Origin of the sequence: Myxococcus hansupus (assembly GCF_000280925.3) — a bacterium.
GTDB lineage: Bacteria > Myxococcota > Myxococcia > Myxococcales > Myxococcaceae > Myxococcus > Myxococcus hansupus.
The window spans coordinates 4,711,302-4,728,887 of the sequence record NZ_CP012109.1 but is presented as its reverse complement, the minus strand read 5'-3'; the positions used below and the strand labels follow the sequence as shown (position 1 = coordinate 4,728,887).

13 protein-coding genes and 1 pseudogene are annotated in these 17,586 nt (G+C 68.9%); 9 read left to right on the top strand and 5 right to left on the bottom strand.

Translation table 11 applies throughout. The features are described from left to right. The first annotated feature begins 23 nt into the window (after positions 1 to 23). The 5 genes from exoE (at position 24) to A176_RS18060 (ending at position 6,143) form a co-directional block, all read left to right on the top strand. A complete protein-coding gene (exoE, locus tag A176_RS18080; RefSeq protein WP_002640299.1) occupies positions 24 to 1,391 on the top strand; it encodes a polyisoprenyl-phosphate hexose-1-phosphate transferase ExoE in 1,368 nt (455 codons plus the stop codon). Between the two features lie 93 nt (positions 1,392 to 1,484). Next, complete coding sequence (locus A176_RS18075) at positions 1,485 to 2,564, top strand: gluconeogenesis factor YvcK family protein (RefSeq protein ID WP_002640300.1); 1,080 nt, start codon at positions 1,485 to 1,487, stop codon at positions 2,562 to 2,564. Between the two features lie 39 nt (positions 2,565 to 2,603). Next, the gene (locus A176_RS18070) at positions 2,604 to 3,722 is read left to right on the top strand and encodes a GNAT family N-acetyltransferase (protein ID WP_002640301.1); all 1,119 of its coding nucleotides are present in this window, start codon (positions 2,604 to 2,606) and stop codon (positions 3,720 to 3,722) included. Continuing rightward, positions 3,719 to 4,888, top strand: coding sequence for a DegT/DnrJ/EryC1/StrS family aminotransferase (locus A176_RS18065; RefSeq protein ID WP_044890790.1), 1,170 nt, complete (start codon positions 3,719 to 3,721; stop codon positions 4,886 to 4,888). Before A176_RS18070 ends, A176_RS18065 begins: the two co-directional genes overlap by 4 nt. A 52-nt stretch (positions 4,889 to 4,940) precedes the next feature. Then, positions 4,941 to 6,143, top strand: coding sequence for a GNAT family N-acetyltransferase (locus A176_RS18060; protein WP_002640303.1), 1,203 nt, complete (start codon positions 4,941 to 4,943; stop codon positions 6,141 to 6,143). 196 nt (positions 6,144 to 6,339) lie between these two features. On the opposite strand, the gene A176_RS18055 is transcribed toward A176_RS18060, so the two are convergent. From A176_RS18055 to A176_RS18040, 4 genes are all read right to left on the bottom strand, one after another. Continuing rightward, on the bottom strand, positions 6,340 to 7,305 hold the full coding sequence (locus A176_RS18055) for a tetratricopeptide repeat protein (protein ID WP_002640304.1): 966 nt from the start codon (positions 7,303 to 7,305) through the stop codon (positions 6,340 to 6,342). 12 nt (positions 7,306 to 7,317) lie between these two features. Further along, complete coding sequence (locus tag A176_RS18050) at positions 7,318 to 7,839, bottom strand: cytochrome c-type biogenesis protein (protein ID WP_002640305.1); 522 nt, start codon at positions 7,837 to 7,839, stop codon at positions 7,318 to 7,320. A 99-nt stretch (positions 7,840 to 7,938) separates the two neighbouring features. After that, positions 7,939 to 8,850, bottom strand: coding sequence for a macrolide 2'-phosphotransferase (locus A176_RS18045; RefSeq protein WP_002640306.1), 912 nt, complete (start codon positions 8,848 to 8,850; stop codon positions 7,939 to 7,941). A gap of 293 nt (positions 8,851 to 9,143) precedes the next feature. Then, entirely contained in the window at positions 9,144 to 10,175 is a 1,032-nt protein-coding gene (locus A176_RS18040; RefSeq protein WP_002640307.1) for a serine hydrolase domain-containing protein, read from the bottom strand. Between the two features lie 332 nt (positions 10,176 to 10,507). Between A176_RS18040 and A176_RS18035 the strand changes: the two genes are divergently transcribed. After that, positions 10,508 to 11,947, top strand: coding sequence for a DUF6891 domain-containing protein (locus A176_RS18035; protein WP_002640308.1), 1,440 nt, complete (start codon positions 10,508 to 10,510; stop codon positions 11,945 to 11,947). Between the two features lie 83 nt (positions 11,948 to 12,030). Next, a pseudogene (locus A176_RS18030) lies at positions 12,031 to 13,181 on the top strand (TPM domain-containing protein). Between the two features lie 33 nt (positions 13,182 to 13,214). Here A176_RS18030 and A176_RS18025 read toward each other — a convergent pair. Beyond that, positions 13,215 to 13,979: a hypothetical protein gene (locus tag A176_RS18025; protein WP_002640310.1), complete on the bottom strand. Its 765-nt coding sequence runs from the start codon at positions 13,977 to 13,979 to the stop codon at positions 13,215 to 13,217. A 473-nt stretch (positions 13,980 to 14,452) separates the two neighbouring features. Between A176_RS18025 and A176_RS18020 the strand changes: the two genes are divergently transcribed. Together A176_RS18020 and A176_RS18015 are read left to right on the top strand one after the other, a co-directional pair. Next, positions 14,453 to 14,641 carry a DUF6229 family protein gene (locus tag A176_RS18020; protein ID WP_002640311.1) on the top strand — a complete coding sequence of 63 codons (189 nt, stop codon included), beginning with the start codon at positions 14,453 to 14,455 and terminating at the stop codon, positions 14,639 to 14,641. Between the two features lie 11 nt (positions 14,642 to 14,652). After that, a complete protein-coding gene (locus A176_RS18015; protein WP_002640312.1) occupies positions 14,653 to 17,541 on the top strand; it encodes a type 2 lanthipeptide synthetase LanM family protein in 2,889 nt (962 codons plus the stop codon). The last annotated feature ends 45 nt before the right edge of the window (positions 17,542 to 17,586 follow it).

The window sequence follows — 17,586 nt, the reverse complement described above, 5'->3', positions numbered from 1 at the left end:
GGGCGGGTAGGTCGGAGGGGCACGTGCTCCGCGTTTTTCACCACTATTTCTCTGCAAAGAAACTGACGTTCTTCCTCGCCGAGAGTTCGGCGATCGCGTTGGCCTGCGTGATGGGCGCGGCGGCCTGCGCGGCACTCTTCGCGCCTGAAGGAACGCACACCCCCCTGGCGCAGTTGTGGCCCACGCTGGTGGGGTTGGGCGCGGCCTTCGTCGTCACCTTCCAGTTCACGCTGTACCTGTTGGACCTGTATGACCTTCGCGTGGCCGCGGAGGACCGGGAGCGGGGATACCGGTTCCTCAAGGCCGCGGGTGTCACCGCGATGACGGCGGGCGGGGTCATGCTGGTGACGCCCCTGGTGGTGCCGGTGCAGTTGCCGCCGGGCACGCTGCTGGGCGGGGCCATGGGCGCCCTGGCCGGCACGATGATGGTGCGGGTGTCCATCCGCGCGCTGGTGGGGGCGCCGCACACGGTGCTCATCGTCGGCGAGGGCATGAAGGCACGGGCGGTGGCCAGCGCCATTGAAGCAGGCGGTGAGGGCAGCTACCGCATCGTCGGCCTGACGGACCCGCGCACCTCGGGCGAGCCGTTGGAGCAGACGGCCTCTCGGTTGAACGCGGCGTACGTGGTGCAGGCGGCGGATGACATGCGGGGGGCCAACTGGGTGGACGCCCTGCTGCGCTGCCGCATCGAGGGACGGCGCGTCTATGAAGCGACGGGCTTCTGCGAGCGCGTGCTTCGCCGGATTCCGGTGCAGTTCCTGCGGGCCAGCGACTTCGCCTTCGCGGACGAGCTGACCGTGTCCCCGCTGCGCCGCATGTTCAAGCGGGGGTTCGACATCGCGGTGGCATCACTCCTGCTACTGCTCTCCTCGCCCTTCCTGCTGCTGGTCGCGGTGGCCATCAAGCTGGATTCGAAGGGGCCCATCTTCTACCGCCAGGAGCGGACCGGCCTGTTCGGTAGCACGTATCACCTGTGGAAGTTCCGCAGCATGCGGACGGACGCGGAGAAGCATGGTGCTGTCTGGGCGAAGGCGAATGATGACCGTGTCACGCGGGTGGGCCGCTTCATCCGCCGCACGCGCATCGACGAGATTCCCCAGGTGTTCAACATCCTGACGGGAGACATGAGTTTCGTGGGGCCCCGCCCCGAGAGGCCAGTGTTCGTCGAGCAGTTGAAGCAGCAGATTCCGTTCTATGGCCTGCGAGAGGCCGTGAAGCCAGGCCTGACGGGGTGGGCTCAGATTCGCTACCCCTACGGCGCGTCGGTGGAGGATGCGCGGAACAAGCTGGAGTTCGACCTGTACTACGTGAAGAACGGTTCGCTGTTCCTGGATGTGGGCATCATCTTCCACACCGTGAGGCATGTGCTGCTCGGTCGTGGGGCGCGGTAGGGCAATCCACTTCCCCGGTTTCTGACTTGGAAACCGGGGTGGTGGGCCCGCCTGGGGAGGCGGGTTCGGGCGTCGTGGATGGGGGTAAGCGTCATGGTGGGAATGGACATGGAAGCGCCGCTGCCCGCGGAGTGGGCGGAAGCCCGGCGCAGGCTCGAGCAGGAACGCCAGAACAACGAGGTCCTGCAGGGGCAGGTGGACCGGCCGACGCGCATCGTCGCCATTGGCGGCGGCACGGGGTTGCCCATGGTGCTCCGGGGGCTGGCCCGGCGCGCGATGCCGAAGGCCCGCGAGCCCGGCATCGACATCACCGCGGTGGTGGCCATGAGCGACGACGGAGGCAGCTCCGGCCGCCTGCGCCGCCTGCACGGCGCGCTGCCGCCGGGCGACATCCGCAACTGCCTGGTGGCCCTGGCGGGCGGGAAGAACGCGCTCAAGGACGTCTTCCAGTTCCGCTTCGGCGGAGCTCGCGGCCTGGCGGGCCACGCGGTGGGCAACCTGCTCATCGCCGCGCTCGCCGAGCTGAAGGGCGACTTCATGGAGGCGGTGCGCATGTCCGGCGAGCTGCTCGGCTCCCGGGGGCACGTGCTGCCGTCCACGCTGGCGTCGGTGCAACTGGTCGCCCAGATGCATGACGACACGGAGGTGGTGGGGGAGCGGAACATCTGCCGCGCGCACGGCCGCGTGCGCCGCGTCACGCTGAGCCCCCGCTCGCCGCCGCCCACGGATGGCCTGCTGGAGGCCATCTACACCGCGGACCTCATCGCCATTGGCCCGGGCTCGCTCTACTCGAGCGTGCTGCCCAACCTGCTGGTGGACGGCGTGGCCCAGGCGCTCAAGGAGACGCGGGCGCTGAAGGTCATGGTGGCCAACCTGATGACCCAGCCGGGTGAGACGGACGGCATGTCCTGCCTGGACCACGTGCAGGCCGTCACCGACCACGTGGGCCCGGTGCTGGACGCGGTGCTCGTCAACGGCACGCGGCCCTCCGAGGAGTCCATGCAGCGTTACGCGCGGCGCGGCTCGTACTTCGTGTCCGCCAATCCGCGGGACTTGATTGCCGCGGGCGTGGTGCCGGTCCAGGCCGACCTGCTCAAGGCAGGGTCCAGGATCCGACACGACAGCCGCAAGGTTGCCGCCTGCCTCCTGAAGATGGCCCGCAGCGGCTTGTAGCCGCGGGCTTCCATCACCACCTTGGGCGCCCGACACCTCATGGAAGCAAGAAACCTTTCTGCCTCGCCGCGCGTCGTGGAAGTCACGGGACGCGCGGAGTTCATGGCCCTGGAGTCCGAGTGGAACGCGCTCGTGGAGGCCACCTCCAACGAGCTGTTCTACCGGCATGAGTTCATCCGCATCTGGATGGACAACTTCGTTCCCGGTGCGAACCTCCGCGTGCTGACGCTGCGCGACACGGAGGGCACCCTGAGCGCCGCGCTCCCGCTGTGGGAGGAGCGCACGACAGTGCTGGGCGTCCCGGTGCGGCAGTTGTCCGCGGCGGCCAACGCCCATTCCTGCCGGTTCGACCTGCTGGCCAGGGACCCGGGCGAGGCGGCGGCGGCCTTCGTGTCGCACCTGCGTTCGCTCGGCGGCTGGGATGTCCTGCGGCTCACGGACGTCCCGGACGGCGGTACCGCCTGGCGGCTGCACACCGCGGCCCAGGAGGCGGGCCTGTCCGTGGGGGAGTGGGAGTCCCTCAACTCGCCCTACGTGCCGCTGCCCAAGACGCGGGACGCCTTCCAGAAGTCCCTGCAGTCCAAGTTCAAGGCCAACTGCCGCCGCCGGCGCCGGAAGCTGGAGGAGAAGGGGCGGCTGACCTTCGAGCGGGTGGACAGCGGGCTCGGGCTGGAGGGCGCGCTGGAGGAAGGCTTCCTGCTGGAGCAGAGTGGCTGGAAGGGCGAGCGGGGCACCGCCATGGCGCAGGATGCGCGCACGCGGGGCTTCTACACGGAGCTGGCGCGTGACGCGGCCTACCGCCAACGGCTGGCGCTGTACTTCCTGCGGCTGGACGGCCGTCCGGTGGCCTTCCACTACGGCCTGGAATACGGCGGGCGCTACTTCCTGCTGAAGCCCGGCTACGACGAAGGCCTGCGTGAGTGCAGTCCGGGTCAGCTCCTGGTGGACGAGGTCATCGGGAGCTGCATCGACCGGGGCCTGCACGAGTTCGATTTCCTGGGGCCGGACATGGTGTGGAAGCGCGACTGGACGAACGAGGTCCGGCGCCACACCTGGCTCTACGTGTTCAATGACTCTCCCTTCGGCAAGGCGCTGTGTGCAGCCAAGTTCCGGTGGGGGCCCGCGGTGAAAGAGGTGGTGTCGCGATGGAGACGATGAAGCACTCTGGCCGGCTGTTCGTGCCGTCACTGCCCACGCTGTGGCCGCACATGTTGCTGTCGCGGCCGAAGCCCGGCTCGCTGCCGCCGTTCTCGTCGCCCAACGTCCGCTACTTCTACTTCGCTCGCAACGCCATCTGGCTCACGGTGAAGATGCTGGGGCTGGACTCGGGCGAGGTGCTGATGCCCTCCTACCACCACGGCGTGGAGGTGGAGGCGCTGGTGGACGCGGGCGCCACGCCGCGCTTCTACCGCGTGGGCAGCCGCTGGGACGTGGACCTGGACGACGTGGCCCGGCGCATCGGCCCGAAGACGCGGGCGCTGTACCTCACGCACTACGCGGGCTTCCCGGGCCCCGTCGCGGAGATGCGCAAGCTGGCGGACCAGCACGGCCTCATCCTCATCGAGGACTGCGCGTTGTCGCTCTTGTCGTCGGACGGCGCCGTGCCCCTGGGGACGACGGGCGACGTGGGCATCTTCTGTCTCTACAAGACGCTGCCGGTTCCGAACGGGGGCGCGCTGGTGGTCAACGGCCCGCGTCAGTACAGCCTGCCGGAGCCGCCCGCGCCGCCGTCCACGTCCACGTTCAGCCACACCGTGTCGGCGCTGCTCCAGAACCTGGAGCTGCGCGGAGGCGTGGCGGGCCGGGCGCTGCGCAGCGCCGTGCGCGCGGTGGGACATGGCACGGTGAAGGCGGCCAGCATCGAGCGCGTGGCCACGGGCACGCAGCACTTCGACCGCCGCCATGTGGACCTGGGCATGAGCCCGCTGACGAAGCGGATCGCCCTGTCGCAGGACCTGGAGTCCATCGTCGAGCAGCGCCGCCGCAACTACTTCTTCCTGCTGGGCCGGCTGCGCGATGTGTCGCCGCCGCTCTTCAACCAGCTCCCGCCGGGGGCGTGCCCGCTGTTCTACCCGATGGTGGTGCAGGACAAGGCGGAGGTGCTCGCGAGGCTGCGGGCGCAGGGCATTGACGCCATCGACTTCTGGAAGCGCTTCCACCCGGCGTGCGACGCGTCGGAGTTCCCGGAGGTGGCGCAGTTGCGGCGCTCCATCGTGGAGATTCCGTGTCATCAGGACTTGTCGCCCGAGGTCATGGCGGATGTGGCGCACGCGGTGCGCGAGGCCTTGAAGTCGGACCGGCGGACGAAGAAGCGCGCGGGTTGAGTTTCATCCAAGGGACAGGGGAGGGGCATCGGCCCCTCCGGGAGGACGGGCGTTGATTCGGGAGGATGAGCTGTCGCGAGGACCGCGTGCCGCGCACCGGCTGGAGGTGGGCGCCGTGGGCAGCCTCTCCACGCTGGCGGGGATGCGGGAGGAGTGGGGCGCGCTGATGGACGCGAGCGACGCGGGCCCCTTCAATGCCTGGGAGTGGCTGTACCCCTGGTGCCGGCGCATCGCCACGGGCCGTCGCCCGCTGGTGCTGACGGCGCGGGATTCTCGCGGCACGCTCGTGGGGTTGATGCCGCTGAGCGTCGAGTACCTGGGCGTCACCGGCGTGCCGGTGCGGCGGCTGAGCTTCCTGGGCGAGACGCACGTGGGCAGCGACTACCTGGACGTGGTGGCGCGCAGGGGCCACGAGCGTGAGGTGGCCGAGGTCTTCGCCCGGATGCTGCACGCGCTCCGCGACGAGTGGGACGTGTTGGACCTGTCGGACCTGCGTGAGGGCTCGCCCACGGTGGACGTGCTCCGGGAGACCTTCGCGGCGCAGGACGTGCGCGTGGCGGAGCGCTACGTGTGCCCCTACGAGACGTTGACGCCGGGGGAGCCCTTCGACGCGTTCCTCAAGCGCACGGGCCGCCGCGACAACTTCTTGCGACGCCGCAAGTGGCTGGAGAAGCAGGAGGGCTACCGCATCGAGCGCACGGACCTTCCGGGCGAGCTGGCGGCGCCCCTCTCGGACTTCTTCCGGCTGCATTCGGCGCGGTGGGCCGCGGATGGTGGCTCGCAGGGCATCAAGGGTTCGGGCGTGGAGTCCTTCCACCGCGACGCCACGCAGTTCCTGGCGGAGCGGGGCCGGCTGCGCATGTACACGATGAAGGTGGGCGGCCAGGCCGTGGCGTCGGTGTACGGCATCCTCCACCGGGACACCTTCGTGTACTTCCAGTCCGGCTATGACCCGGCGTGGCGCAACCGCAGCGTGGGACTGGTGCTGGTGGGGGAGACGTTCCGTGACGCCATCGACGCGGGCCTCACCGAGTACGACTTCCTTCGCGGGACGGAGACGTACAAGTCCGACTGGGTGTCGACGCAGCGGCGGACAGTGTCCGTGCGCGTCCACTCGGGGACGTGGGAAGGGCGCTGGTTCTCCCAGTCCGAGTCCCTGGCGCGCAGGCTGCGCAACGGCGCCAAGGCGATGATGCCGGACACGCTGGTGGAGAAGGTTCGCCGCCTGCGTCGCCGCCGGGCCGCCGTGCCCTGAGCGGCAGCGGACTCCGGCCTGATGCCGGGCTCGGGGCCCTGCACGGCGGAGGGGCTTGGAACGTGCCTCCGCTCCGTTGTCGGCCGCAGCCAATCGCGGGCGGCTGAGCCTCGACATGACCGCGGCGTCGGGCCGGGCCCCTAGGGCCGGCGCGACGCCGCGTGTGCTGCGTTCGGAGTAGGCGACCGCGCGCCCGTCAGGGCATTCCGGCGGCGACCTCGGCACGGAGCTGGGCGATGGCGGGCCCGAGCTGCGGGGGCTGCATGTTGCGCGGCACCTCGACGGAGAAGCGCTCGAAGTGGGCCAGCGCCGCCGCCTTGTCGCCGCGCCGCAGGGCGAGGCTGCCCAGGAAGATGAGCGCCTCCTGCGCGTCCGGCCACGTGTCCACCAGCTCCGTCAGTTCGGCCTCGGCGCCGTCCATGTCGCCCTGGGTGGCGCGCAGCACGCCGCGGTGCACCTTCAGCTCCACGTTGAACGGGTCCGCGGCGAGCCCCTTCGCGGTGACCTTCACGGCCTCGTCGAACTGCTGGCGACGGATGAGCTCGTGGCTCAGCATCGACGCGGCGTCCACGTCACCGGCGTTGGAGTCCAGCCGCGCGCGGGCCTCCTGCATCTCCGGGCCCTCGGGCATCTGCCCATCCATCCCGGCGCCTTGCGGCTGCTGCGCGTTGGCGCCGCCCGGGGGCATGCGGCCGGTGGCCTCCATGCCGTCGGTGCGCGTCTGCTGCTCGGAGACGAGCAGGTAGCCCAGCCCGCCGAAGAACACGACGACGCCAGCGCCCCACAGCGCGCCCACGAGTTGGGGATTGCGGCCCGCCCATCCGGTGGGTGCTGGGGCCGGAGCCCGCACCCGGCCGCCCGTGGTCTTGCGCTTGAGATGCTCGTCCTTGGAGCGCAGCGCCGCGGCGGCCTCGCGCTCCAGACGCGACTTCTCGGCGGCGTACTGCTCGGGGCTCTGGTTGTGCTTCTCGGCCTCCAGCGCGCGGAGCTGGTCGATGAGCGACTGCGCCCGCTGCGTCAGGTCATCGAGCACGCCATCGCGGGGCTCGTCCGACGCGAGCGCGCCCTTGCGCCGCTGGGTCAGCAGCCAGACCGCGGCCAGCACGAAGGTGACGGCGAGAACGATGATTCCGGGCAACCAGTTGGTCGTCTGGGGCTGCATGGCCTGGCGCTCCTAGCGCTCGAGCTCCCGGCGCACGGCCTGGAGGTACGGGTCTTCTTCATCCACCGGAGGGGCTCCAGCGGAGGCCGCTGGTTCCGCCGACTTCGGCGCTTCTTCGGAAGGGGTGCTGGCCGCGGGCTCACCCGGGCCGCGCTGGAGCTGTCGCCAGATGACGAAGCCGCCCGCGACGACGAGCGCCACCGGGCCCAGCCACACGAACCAGTTGAAGCCCTCGGCGCGGGGGGACAGCAGCACCCATTCGCCGTAGCGCGCGACGAAGTATTCGACGACTTCGGCGTCGCTCTTCCCCTCGGCGACCTGCGCGCGAATCATGTCCAGTTGGGCGCGGGCCATGGAGGACGGGCTGTCCGCCACGGAGAGGCCCTGGCAGACGGCGCAGCGCAACTGCTTGCCCAGGGCCTGGACTCGGACCTCCAGTTCCGGCGCGAGCGGGTCGCTCCCGGCTTCCTGCGGCGCGAACTGGCCGGTGACGAGGGTGAATGCGAGGGACAGGGACAGGAGGGCAGCGGTCATCTGAGGCTCCGGCGAGCCGTCCCTACCTAGCGCCCCACGCCCGTATTGGACAGTGAAACCTGAGCGGCGAGCCCCTGGCCCGCCGCCCGGGAGGCCTGCCTACATGGTCTCCGAGGGCATCAACCCCGCAGCCGCGGCCTCGCGGTGCTCCGGCTTGCCGGTGATGAGCGCGAAGAGGGCATAGCCGACGGGGCTCGCCGCGAGCAGTTCCGTACAGTGGTCACCCAGGCGGTCCCAGACCTGCCCGCCGGCCTTCACATAGGCATCGACGGTGGCCTCGAAGACGGCGTCCACGCCCAGCATCTTCTGGAAGACGAAGTCGCGCGCCGGGTCTCCCACCTTGGCGGTGGTCCAGTCGAGCACGCCGGTGATGGTGTCGTCGGAGTTGATCAGCACGTGGGCGGGATACATCTCGCCGTGGGACATCGCGACGCGCCGGGGCCAGTAAGAATCGTCCGCCAGCCAGTTCTCCCATCGTCGGACGAGTGACTCCGCGACGTTGAACTCCGCGCGAACGCGGGCGATGTCGGAGGCCCAGGTGGCGCGGACCTGCTCAGGGGTCTCGACAATCAGGCCGGCGCGCCGGGCCTCCTCGATGTCGATGGCGTGCATCCGTTGGAGCAGGCGGCCGAAGTCCTCGGCATAGACGCGCGACGTGTTGTCGAAGTGCCAGATGGGTTGGCCCGTGGCGGGGTCCAGCGTCAGGCCGGGTTTGCCGGGCAGGGCCTGATAGGCGATGAGGTTGCGGTGGGAGACCTGCCATCGCGGAACCGGAACGCCGAGGCGGGGGGCGATGAAGTCCAGGATCTTCCGCTCATCGTCGAGCTTCGCGGAGACATCGTCCCGCCGGGGAATGCGGAGGACCCACTGCACGTCGTCGAGCCCTCGGGCCATGGCGACCCGGTAGTCGAGTCCAGCCTCATTGACGGAGAGGGAGTCGGGTTGGAGCTTGATGCCGTGCGTCTCGGCGAGCTCGAGAATCTGGGGCGCATCGTTGGGGGCGGAAGGCATCAGGGGCGTCCTTTCAGGTGCACGGCCCAACGAGGGCGCGTGGGAATCGTCCGGAGCCTGCCCGTGCTGTCCACCGCGTTGAGGGATCGGGGCCGGGCAGGTGAACCGGCCCGACCCGGCGACGCCGCACATCCTGACAGCCGGTGTTGTCCCGCTGTTCGTGACGCGGTGTGTTGTCGGTGGCCCCTTTCGCACCGGCCTGGATGCACGTGTACATCCAGGCCCGGAAGGACGCGCGGTCATGCGAGCGAGGCGACGCTGGCCCGCATGACGCCGGAGGGCTTCCGACACCGTCAGGGCGTCAGGGCATTCCGGATGAGGGGCGCGAGGTCTCGCTCCAGGTTGTAGCTGAATTCGCCAACGCCCTCCGCGCCTGTCATGGCCAGCTCCATGCCGAGGATGGCGTAGTAGCCGCTGTTCCGGTCCAGCCAGGGCGTGAAGCCGAAGGCGCCCGGTGAGCTGATGCGCGAGCACCCCAGCGCTGGCGTCACACACTCCAGCCAGACCGCGAGCCCATAGGCAGACGGATATCCAAGGTCCGCCATGGGCGAATTGCCGATGACGGCATCCGGGAAAGGCTCACGCGCCTGGGCCGTGAACAGCGCGGGCGTGCCTACCGTGAGCGCTGCCGTCTGCCCCTTGTGGAAGGTCAGCGACAGGAAATCGGCGTACTCGGACATGGAGGCTTGCAGGCCACCGCCCACGAGCGGATTCTGTGTGCCAATGCGCGCCCGGGGCATGGTGAAGTAAGTCACCTCGGCGGGGTGGCCCAGGGGAACGCCCAGGACTTCACGGAAGAGCGTGTTCCAGGACTTGCCGGTCACGACTTCGGCCATGCGCGCCGCGACTTGGAGATGCGTGCCGCCATAGTCGAAGCGAGCCCCGGGGGCGGCGAGCGGAACGAGCGTTCGCAGCGTGTCGACGCAGGCCGCGAGGGTGGTGGCCGGGTTGTGAAGGCACTCATGGTTGGGCCGCATGCCTGACGTGAAGGAGAGCAGGTGGCGCAGGGTGATGTGCGCCTTTACGCCCGTCCACCCGAGCACGGTGCCTGTCGTGGAATCGAGGCTGAGCTGGCCACGCTGGATGAGTTCGAAGAGTACAAGGCCGGAGACCAGCTTCGACGCGGAGGCCACGGCCACGCGCTGGTCCGGGGTGAAGTTTCCTCTCATATGCTGGAAGACGAGGTTGTCGTTCGCGTCGAAGACCATCAGACCCAGGTCGGTGACGCCTTCGGCCGCGGCGCGTTGAACCAGCAGGGCGCGCACGGCGGTCCACCCTGAGAGCTGTGCCTCCTGCGCGCCAAGATGGCTCTCGGCGCCGGGCACCTGCGTCTCCTGAGCGGGTCGTTCCGCGTCGAGGGGCGCAGCCGTTCCACATCCGTACAGCCAGACCGCCAGAAAAAGCCCTGTGAAAGTTCGCATGCCACTGCGAACACAGGTGGTGCGAAGAAGTCGCGGAGGAATCTGCTCCAGCGCCTCGTGCCCTCCCAGGTCGTACCGTCAACGCTCAATGCCAATCCACACCGTGACATCTGAAAGCAACGCCACGGTATGGGGGGCTGCTTGAAAGGTTGACGCTGTCGCGCAATCACCGTCATTCCCAGCAAGCTGCAAGGGTGGCAAGGTCCCCTCGCGTGTCGCCGGGAGGGAACCACATCATGTCAAACGAGTCGCAGTACGATCAGGTTCGCGCCATCGCCGACGAGGTGTTGGCAGGCGTCAAGGACATCTCCTTGCACGGCTGGGACGACGGCCGCTGGTATGTCCTGTTGGACCAGATCAACTACGACACGGCCGAGGTCGTGGAGCGTCCCCTGGTCTCCAACATGGGCGAGGTCCTGGCGCCTGAACTCATCGCGAAGCTGGGACTGACGGAGCAGGTCGAGGAGCTGGTGCGGAGGTTGCTCGCGCTGGGCTTCGCACCGGAGCCGCAGCCTCCATCCGCGCGCAGTCAAATCCTGGCGGTCGCCCGGGAGGTGATGAAGGGCTCCGGCATGGATGCCGTGGTGGTGCAGGATGACGAAGGGCACCTCCAGGCCGGCGTCGAGGTGTTCATCGAATCGAGATGGCGCCTGGAGTTCAGGGCGCTCGCCTCGACGCGAGGCGACGTCCCGTTTCCGAAGCTCGCCGAAGCCTTGGGATTGCGCGAGCGCGCGGAGACCCTGGCCCGGCGCTTGGGGGCACTGGCGTACACGCCGACACCGCTGTCCGAGGAAGAGGCCGCGCTCGTACCAAAAGCCCTGGAGCAGCTCTGGCTTGGATTCACCTATGGCCTCCGGAGCCTGGATGACCTGGCGGAGGCCACCGATCACCCGTCCTGGTACGACCTGGACGAGGACCGGGTGCGCCGCGAAGTGTGGCGCCAGCTCGACGCCAAGGTGCGCGCGCGCCTCGACGAAGAGAAGCAGTGGCCGGACATTCTGGAAGTGGATCGACTGGCGGCGGCCTTCGAGGACCTCCATCGCGCCGGCATCGTGGCGGAAATGGGGGCGACCAACACCCTGAGCTCCGGCTGGAGTCTGGTTCGGGAGCGGGCCGAGGAGTTGGAGTCCCGAGGCGAGTCGCCCTGGGCCGCCGCGTTCTTCCATACGCAGGACCTGGACCACGCGCTCACGGGCGGTGAGCTCAACATCGCCTTTGGCACCTTGGAGGGAGAGGAGCTGTCAGACGCGGACGGAAAGGTGGCTGAGGCCATCGTGACGTCCCTGCGCGAGCACGGCTTCGAACCCGAGTGGAAGGGCAGCGTCCACAGCCGGGTCGCCGTGCGGCCCGCATTCAATTGGCGCCGTCGCCGCGCGCGGGTGGACGTGACAGAGGACATCAAGGTGTCGCCCTACCGCATGGGGCCCTCGCTGGTGGGCCTGCTGCCGCGAGCCCGGTCGATGACCCTCCAGGTCGATTCCCTGCTGCCTTACGATTTGGACCAGGTTCAATCGGACTCACTGGAGGAGATCATCCTCGAGTTCGACTCAGCGGCGCTGGCCCAGTGCCTCGCGGAAGATGTTCAGACACGGGTGACGGGGCGCTTTCCCAAGCTGCGCCGGCTCGTCCTGGCCGCCTCGTCAGAACGCATGGCGCCCATTCGCATCGACCTTTGAACCGCTGCGCAGAAGGAGGCGGCGCACGTCGTCCATGACCCCCTCCTTACCCCGCCGACCGGAACAAGGTAGCGTCCGCGCCCATGCGGACATGGATGTGTTGGGTGTTCCTGGCGTGTAGTGTCTTTGCGTCGGCCGCGCGGGGTGTCACCGTCGGCGAGGTTCCCCGGCCCGCCGCCGGTGCGTGGTCCGTGGACATGACCAGGACACTGGCTCCGCAGACGCTCACGGAGGTGGACCGGCTTGGCAATGACCTGGTCCGCCAGGGCCAAGGCCAGCTCGCGGTCGTCGTGGTCGATACAACAGGGCGCCATCCGCCGCGACAGTTCGCGCTGGAGCTCTTCAACCAGTGGGGATTGGCAAGGCCGGCCGCAACGATGGCGCGCTGCTCTTCATCGCACTGGGCGACCGCGCCGCGGAAATCATCCTCGGGGACGGCGTGGATGGCCCCCGCGAGCAGGCTCGCAGTGACGGCATCATGGCATCCGGTGTCGTTCCCGCCTTCAAGCGAGGCAGCCCGGACGACGCGGTCTTGGAAGGTGCGCGAGGGCTTCATCAGCTCATCGTGTCATCCGAGCTCAATCAGCCCGCGTCCGACGGCGTGGCGGCGACAGCCCGTGATCCGGCCGCCGCCGAGAACCCGTGGGCCGTCACGGAGAACCCCTACGGCTACGATCCGTCCGTCATCATCATTGGCCATGACTCGGACATGGACGGTGAGACGAACATTCCCGCGATCGCGGGCGGTATGGGGTTCCTGGGCGCCGCGGGGTTGGCGGGCCGGGCGTTGCTCCGCCGTCGGCCGCGCCGTTGCCTGAAGTGTCGCAACCTGCGGACGCGCCTGTGTGAGGACTCCGAGGATGCCCACCTGGAGCCAGGGCAGCGTCGCGAGGAGGAGTTGGGCTCGGTGGACTACGACGTCTGGTGGTGCGAGGACTGCGAGGACACGCAGGTGGATCGCTATGGGACGCTCTTCACGCGTCACGCCCGGTGTCCGAAGTGCAACTTCGTGACGGCGGGGAAGACGACCCGCACGATTCGCAGCGCGACCTATGACAGTGGTGGAGAGGTCGAGGTCACGGTGCAATGCAAGCACTGCCCCTACAGCAAGAAGTCACGCCACAGGACGCCTCGGCGCACCCGGTCCTCGTCCTCGTCCTCGAGTTCATCGAGCCGGAGCAGCTCCTTCGGAGGCGGACGTTCATCGGGCGGAGGCTCCAGCGGCCGCTGGTAACGCTCCGGCGAACGTCCGCGCGAGTCCGGCGGCTCAGCGGACGTTGCCGTCCGTGTCCGTGATGCCGGAGAGCTTGAGGGCATTCGCCTGGGATGCGGTGGGCGTTGTCTGGACCACGGGGACGCGGCCGTTTCCAACGGGGACGTAGCCCAGCCCCTGGATGCCATGGGAGGCTTGCGGCAGTGGCAGTCCACTTCGCCAGGCGCCAGGAAGCTGCATCATCTGGTTGAAGGACTGCGGGGACGTGGTGACCATGCCCCGGAGGTTGCCGTCGAGCGGGATGTGCTCCCAGTGCACCTGCTCGTTCTGCTTCTGGGGCCGCCGCCCCGAGACGGAGGTGTTGAACGCCTGGTTGCGCCTGGGCTCGGTTTGTTTGGACCAGAGCTCCGTGGTGCGCTCCAGGGGATTGCCGTCCTTCAGTTCTAGCAAATCCGATTGCGAGGCGCCGGGCACCTTTCCCATGTTGTCAATGGAGGAGGCGCGCCAGCCGGGGCGGGTCTGAAGCAGGTTGGGGTCGAGCACCATCTGCACGTTGTTGGGATTGCTGCCCACGCCGTAGCCCTGGGCTTGCCAGGCGTCCTGCTGTTTTCCCTGAGCGCGCGTGTAGACACCGAGCGCCCCGCCGCCGTTCCGGTCCGCGGGGCGGTGGTATCTCCCATCGGGACCTTCGCGGTGGAAGGCGGAGCTGAGTCGGCCATTCTCGAGCGCGGGTTGCACGAAGCCTGGAGGCATGCCGTGCGTCAGCGTGGAGACACGGTTCATGGCCAGCGGCGGGGTGGGCCGAGTGCTGGACTGCATGGGTGGGGGCTCGCTCTGGTCGAAGCGCTGCGACGGAGGCCCCAGCGTCCCAGGGGCCGTGGGTCGAGGTCCTGCAGGACCGGGCGAGGGATTGACGTTGGTAGGGCGGTGGGTCGGCGGGCGGTAGTCGGGCGTCTGTGGGGGCCTGCTCAAACGAGGAATGCGGCTCATGGGAAAGACCTCGGGGTCGTCCCTTCAAGCCCGGAGCGGACCTGGGAGGGAGCAATTGACACGGAGCATTGTCATGCTGCGTCTGGTAGGAATTGCTTACACTCCAGTCGAGGAAAACGTTCGACACACCGCGAAACATCGCCCGTGAGGATGACGCGCGACGTCCCATGAATCCCAGGTGGGACCTGGGCTTCTTGCTTGGCGTTGAAAGCAGGGCGTATCGTTTTCATGTCGACAGCGAATCAGATTTCCGTCTGGCTTGTTGTTCGACGCATCCGTCAATCGTAACCAGGAGACCCGTCATGAACGAGAACGTCCAGGGAGCGGAGCTGGTGGAGCAGTGGCGCAACAGCGCCGACAAGAGCAACCCCGCGGGGCCGCTGTTCGTCGGTGGTGAGTTCACCGAGTCGGACATCATCCACGAGACCATCGTCATCTCCGGCCGCTGTGGCACGGGGTGCTCTGGCTCTCAGACCCGTCAGTGCTGCTGAGCTGAACCACCATGGCGTCTGACACGGACGCCAGTAACTTCGACGTGTCGTTGGGATGCCTGCTCCTGCCCGCGGTGGAGGAGCTGGCATCCCGGCTTGACCGGGTTACTGGGCTATCTTCGAGTGAGCGCGACGTCGTCGTCTCCGCGACGCGCGAATCCTTGTATGCGCAGCTCACGCTGAAGCTGGGGCGGCTGCTCGTACTGGAGTTGAATGCCGCGCGGGTGACAGGGAAGCTGGACGCCCAGGACCCGCAGGCGCGTTGGGCGCAGTTCCTGGAACTCTCGTCGCGGCGCGCCTTCTGGGATGCCCAGGCGGCGAACTACCCCACGATGCTGCCACGCGTGGAGTCCATCGTGCGCAACCGCGTGGAAGCCGCGCTGCGCTTCGCGGAACGCTGGAGCCAGGAGCGCCCGTCGCTGAGGGTGTTGTGCCAGGGCAGGGCGGTGGGCGAGCTGACGGGACTGTCGTTCGGCGCGGGAGACAGCCACCGCGGCGGCCAGACGGTGGCGTTGCTCCAGTGCGGCTCGGAGCGGCTCGTCTACAAACCGCGCTCGGTGGCCATCGACGTGGCGTTGGGGCGGTTCCTCCTTGCGTTGAAGGCGCGGCATGACGGCCCGCTGTCCATCCGCGTCCCGGCGGTGGTGGACCGAGGCACGCACGGTTGGGCTGAGTTCGTCTCGCACCAGTACGCCGCCGGTGACGACGCGCTCCGGAGCTTCTACCGCGGCATGGGCCACTGGTTGGCCATCATGCGGCTGTTGAGTGGCAGTGACCTGCATTCGGAGAACGTCATCGCCCATGGGGATGCCCCCGTGGTCGTGGACTGCGAGACGCTGTTCACGCCGCGCATTCCGCCCAAGCCCTCGGAGCTGGGGCAGGCGTTGGATCATGCGGCGGAGCTGGTGGGGGGCTCGGTGCTGTCCATCGGCATGTTGCCGGGGCGGGGAATCGGTCTGGGGTGGCGCGGCGTGGACAACTCCGCCGTGGGCATGCTCCCCGGGCAGCAGCCCAAGGTGCAGCAGCCCGACATCCTCCAGAAGGGCACGGATGAAGCACGCATTGGCATCACCCAGTTGCCGGCCCAGGTCTCCCAGAACCATCCCAGTCCCGAGCCCGCGCTCGCCCGGTTCTGGCCGGAGGTCCTGACAGGCTTTGACGGCATGACCGCCACGCTGCGCGCGCTGGATGGGGCGGGCCGCCTGGGAGGGTTGCTCACGCCCTTCGAGTCGTGCCGCATCCGTGTCGTGCCTCGGGCCACGGAGGTGTACGCGGAAGTGGCGCGCATGCTGTGGCACCCGGTGTCGCTGCACAAGGATGGCCCGGCGCGCCAGCGTGCCTTCGACTTGCTGACGCGGATGGCCGCCAACGTGTCAACGGCGCCCGGCGAGCCGGAGGTGGTCGCCGCGGAGGTCGAGGACCTGCTTGAAGGTGACATCCCGTTCTTCACCACGCTGGCGGGAGACGGCCAACTGGAGGGGCCTCGGGGGACACGGTGGCAGCCGCACCGCGACCTGGTGGCCGCCGCGCTGGAGAGCTGGCGCACCGCGGACTTCACGCTGGAGCGAGACGTCATCCAATCCGCCCTGGTCAGCGCCTACGTCAATGACGGGTGGATGCCGGACGCGGCGTCGATGATGCCCGCGCACATCCGCACGGACGACCTCGATGTCCGTCGCCGCCGGCTCGCGGCCAGCATCCTGCGCCAGCTCGTCTCCACCGCGATTCGAGGGACGGATGGCAGCGTCACCTGGATTGCGCCCACGCGGGGGCCCACGGGCTGGTCCGTTCAGCCCCTGGAGCAGGACCTCTACGGCGGCGCCTCCGGTGTCGCGCTGCTGGTGGGCGGGTACCTGCGCGAAGTGGAGAAGGGCAGGGCGGACTCTGTCGCCGGGCTGGAGCCCCTGCTGGCGTCGGTGCTGCACACGCTGGTGCTGGCCGAGAACCGCTTCATGGCGCTGCGCCAGCGCAAGGGCATCCGCCTGCGTCCACCTCCGCCTGGGGCCTACATTGGCCTGGGCTCACAAATCTGGACGCGGCTGGTGTTGCTGGACTGGACGCGTGACGCGGGAGAGGGGCTGGCGCGTGCCGAGGCGCTCGCGGACGCCATCCCTGAATCCGCTTCGGCCGCGGATGCCCATGACGTCTTGTCGGGAACCGCGGGTGCGATTCCACCGTTGCTCGCGCTGGCGCGGCGGACGGGGAACGCGCGCTATCTTCAGATGGCGCGCGCGCTGGGCGACACCGTGTGTGAGCACGCGCGGCGTAAGAACGGCCAGGCTTGCTGGATTCATGAGCAGTGGCCCGAGGGCGTCGGGGGTTTCGCGCACGGCACCACCGGCATGGGCTGGGCGCTGACCCTGCTCGGCCGGGCGACGGGGACGTCGCGCTACGCGGAACTGGCACAGGAGGCCTTCGCGTTCGAGGACGCGCTATTCGATGAGGACGAGCAGAACTGGCTGGACCTGCGCATGTTGGAGGGCGCGAAGTCGGCCGCGGCATGGTGTCACGGCGCGGTGGGCATCGGGCTGGCGCACGTGGACCTGGATCCCCGCTTCGAGCGACCTCAGACGCGCCTGCGCCTGCGCCGGGCCGCTGCGGCGACGCGCCAGCTCGGGTTGGGTTGGAACCACTGCGCGTGCCACGGTGACCTGGGCTCGTGGGAACTCCTGGAGCACGCCCTGCGAGCGGGAGAGGCGCCCGACGGCCTGACGCGAGAAGGGCTGCTGGCGAGCATCCTCACCAGCATCGAGGAACAGGGGCCTTCCTGTGGCCTGGCGCGAGATGCTTTCGCGCCGGGGTTGCTGGCGGGCGTTGGAGGTGTCGCCTACCAGTTGCTGCGCGCGCATCCGGAGCATGAGCTGCCGTCCATTCTCACGCTCGGTGGAGGAACGTTCTGAGCACGGACGCGAGCCAGCCGGAGCTGGAGCAGCCCTACTGGCGTC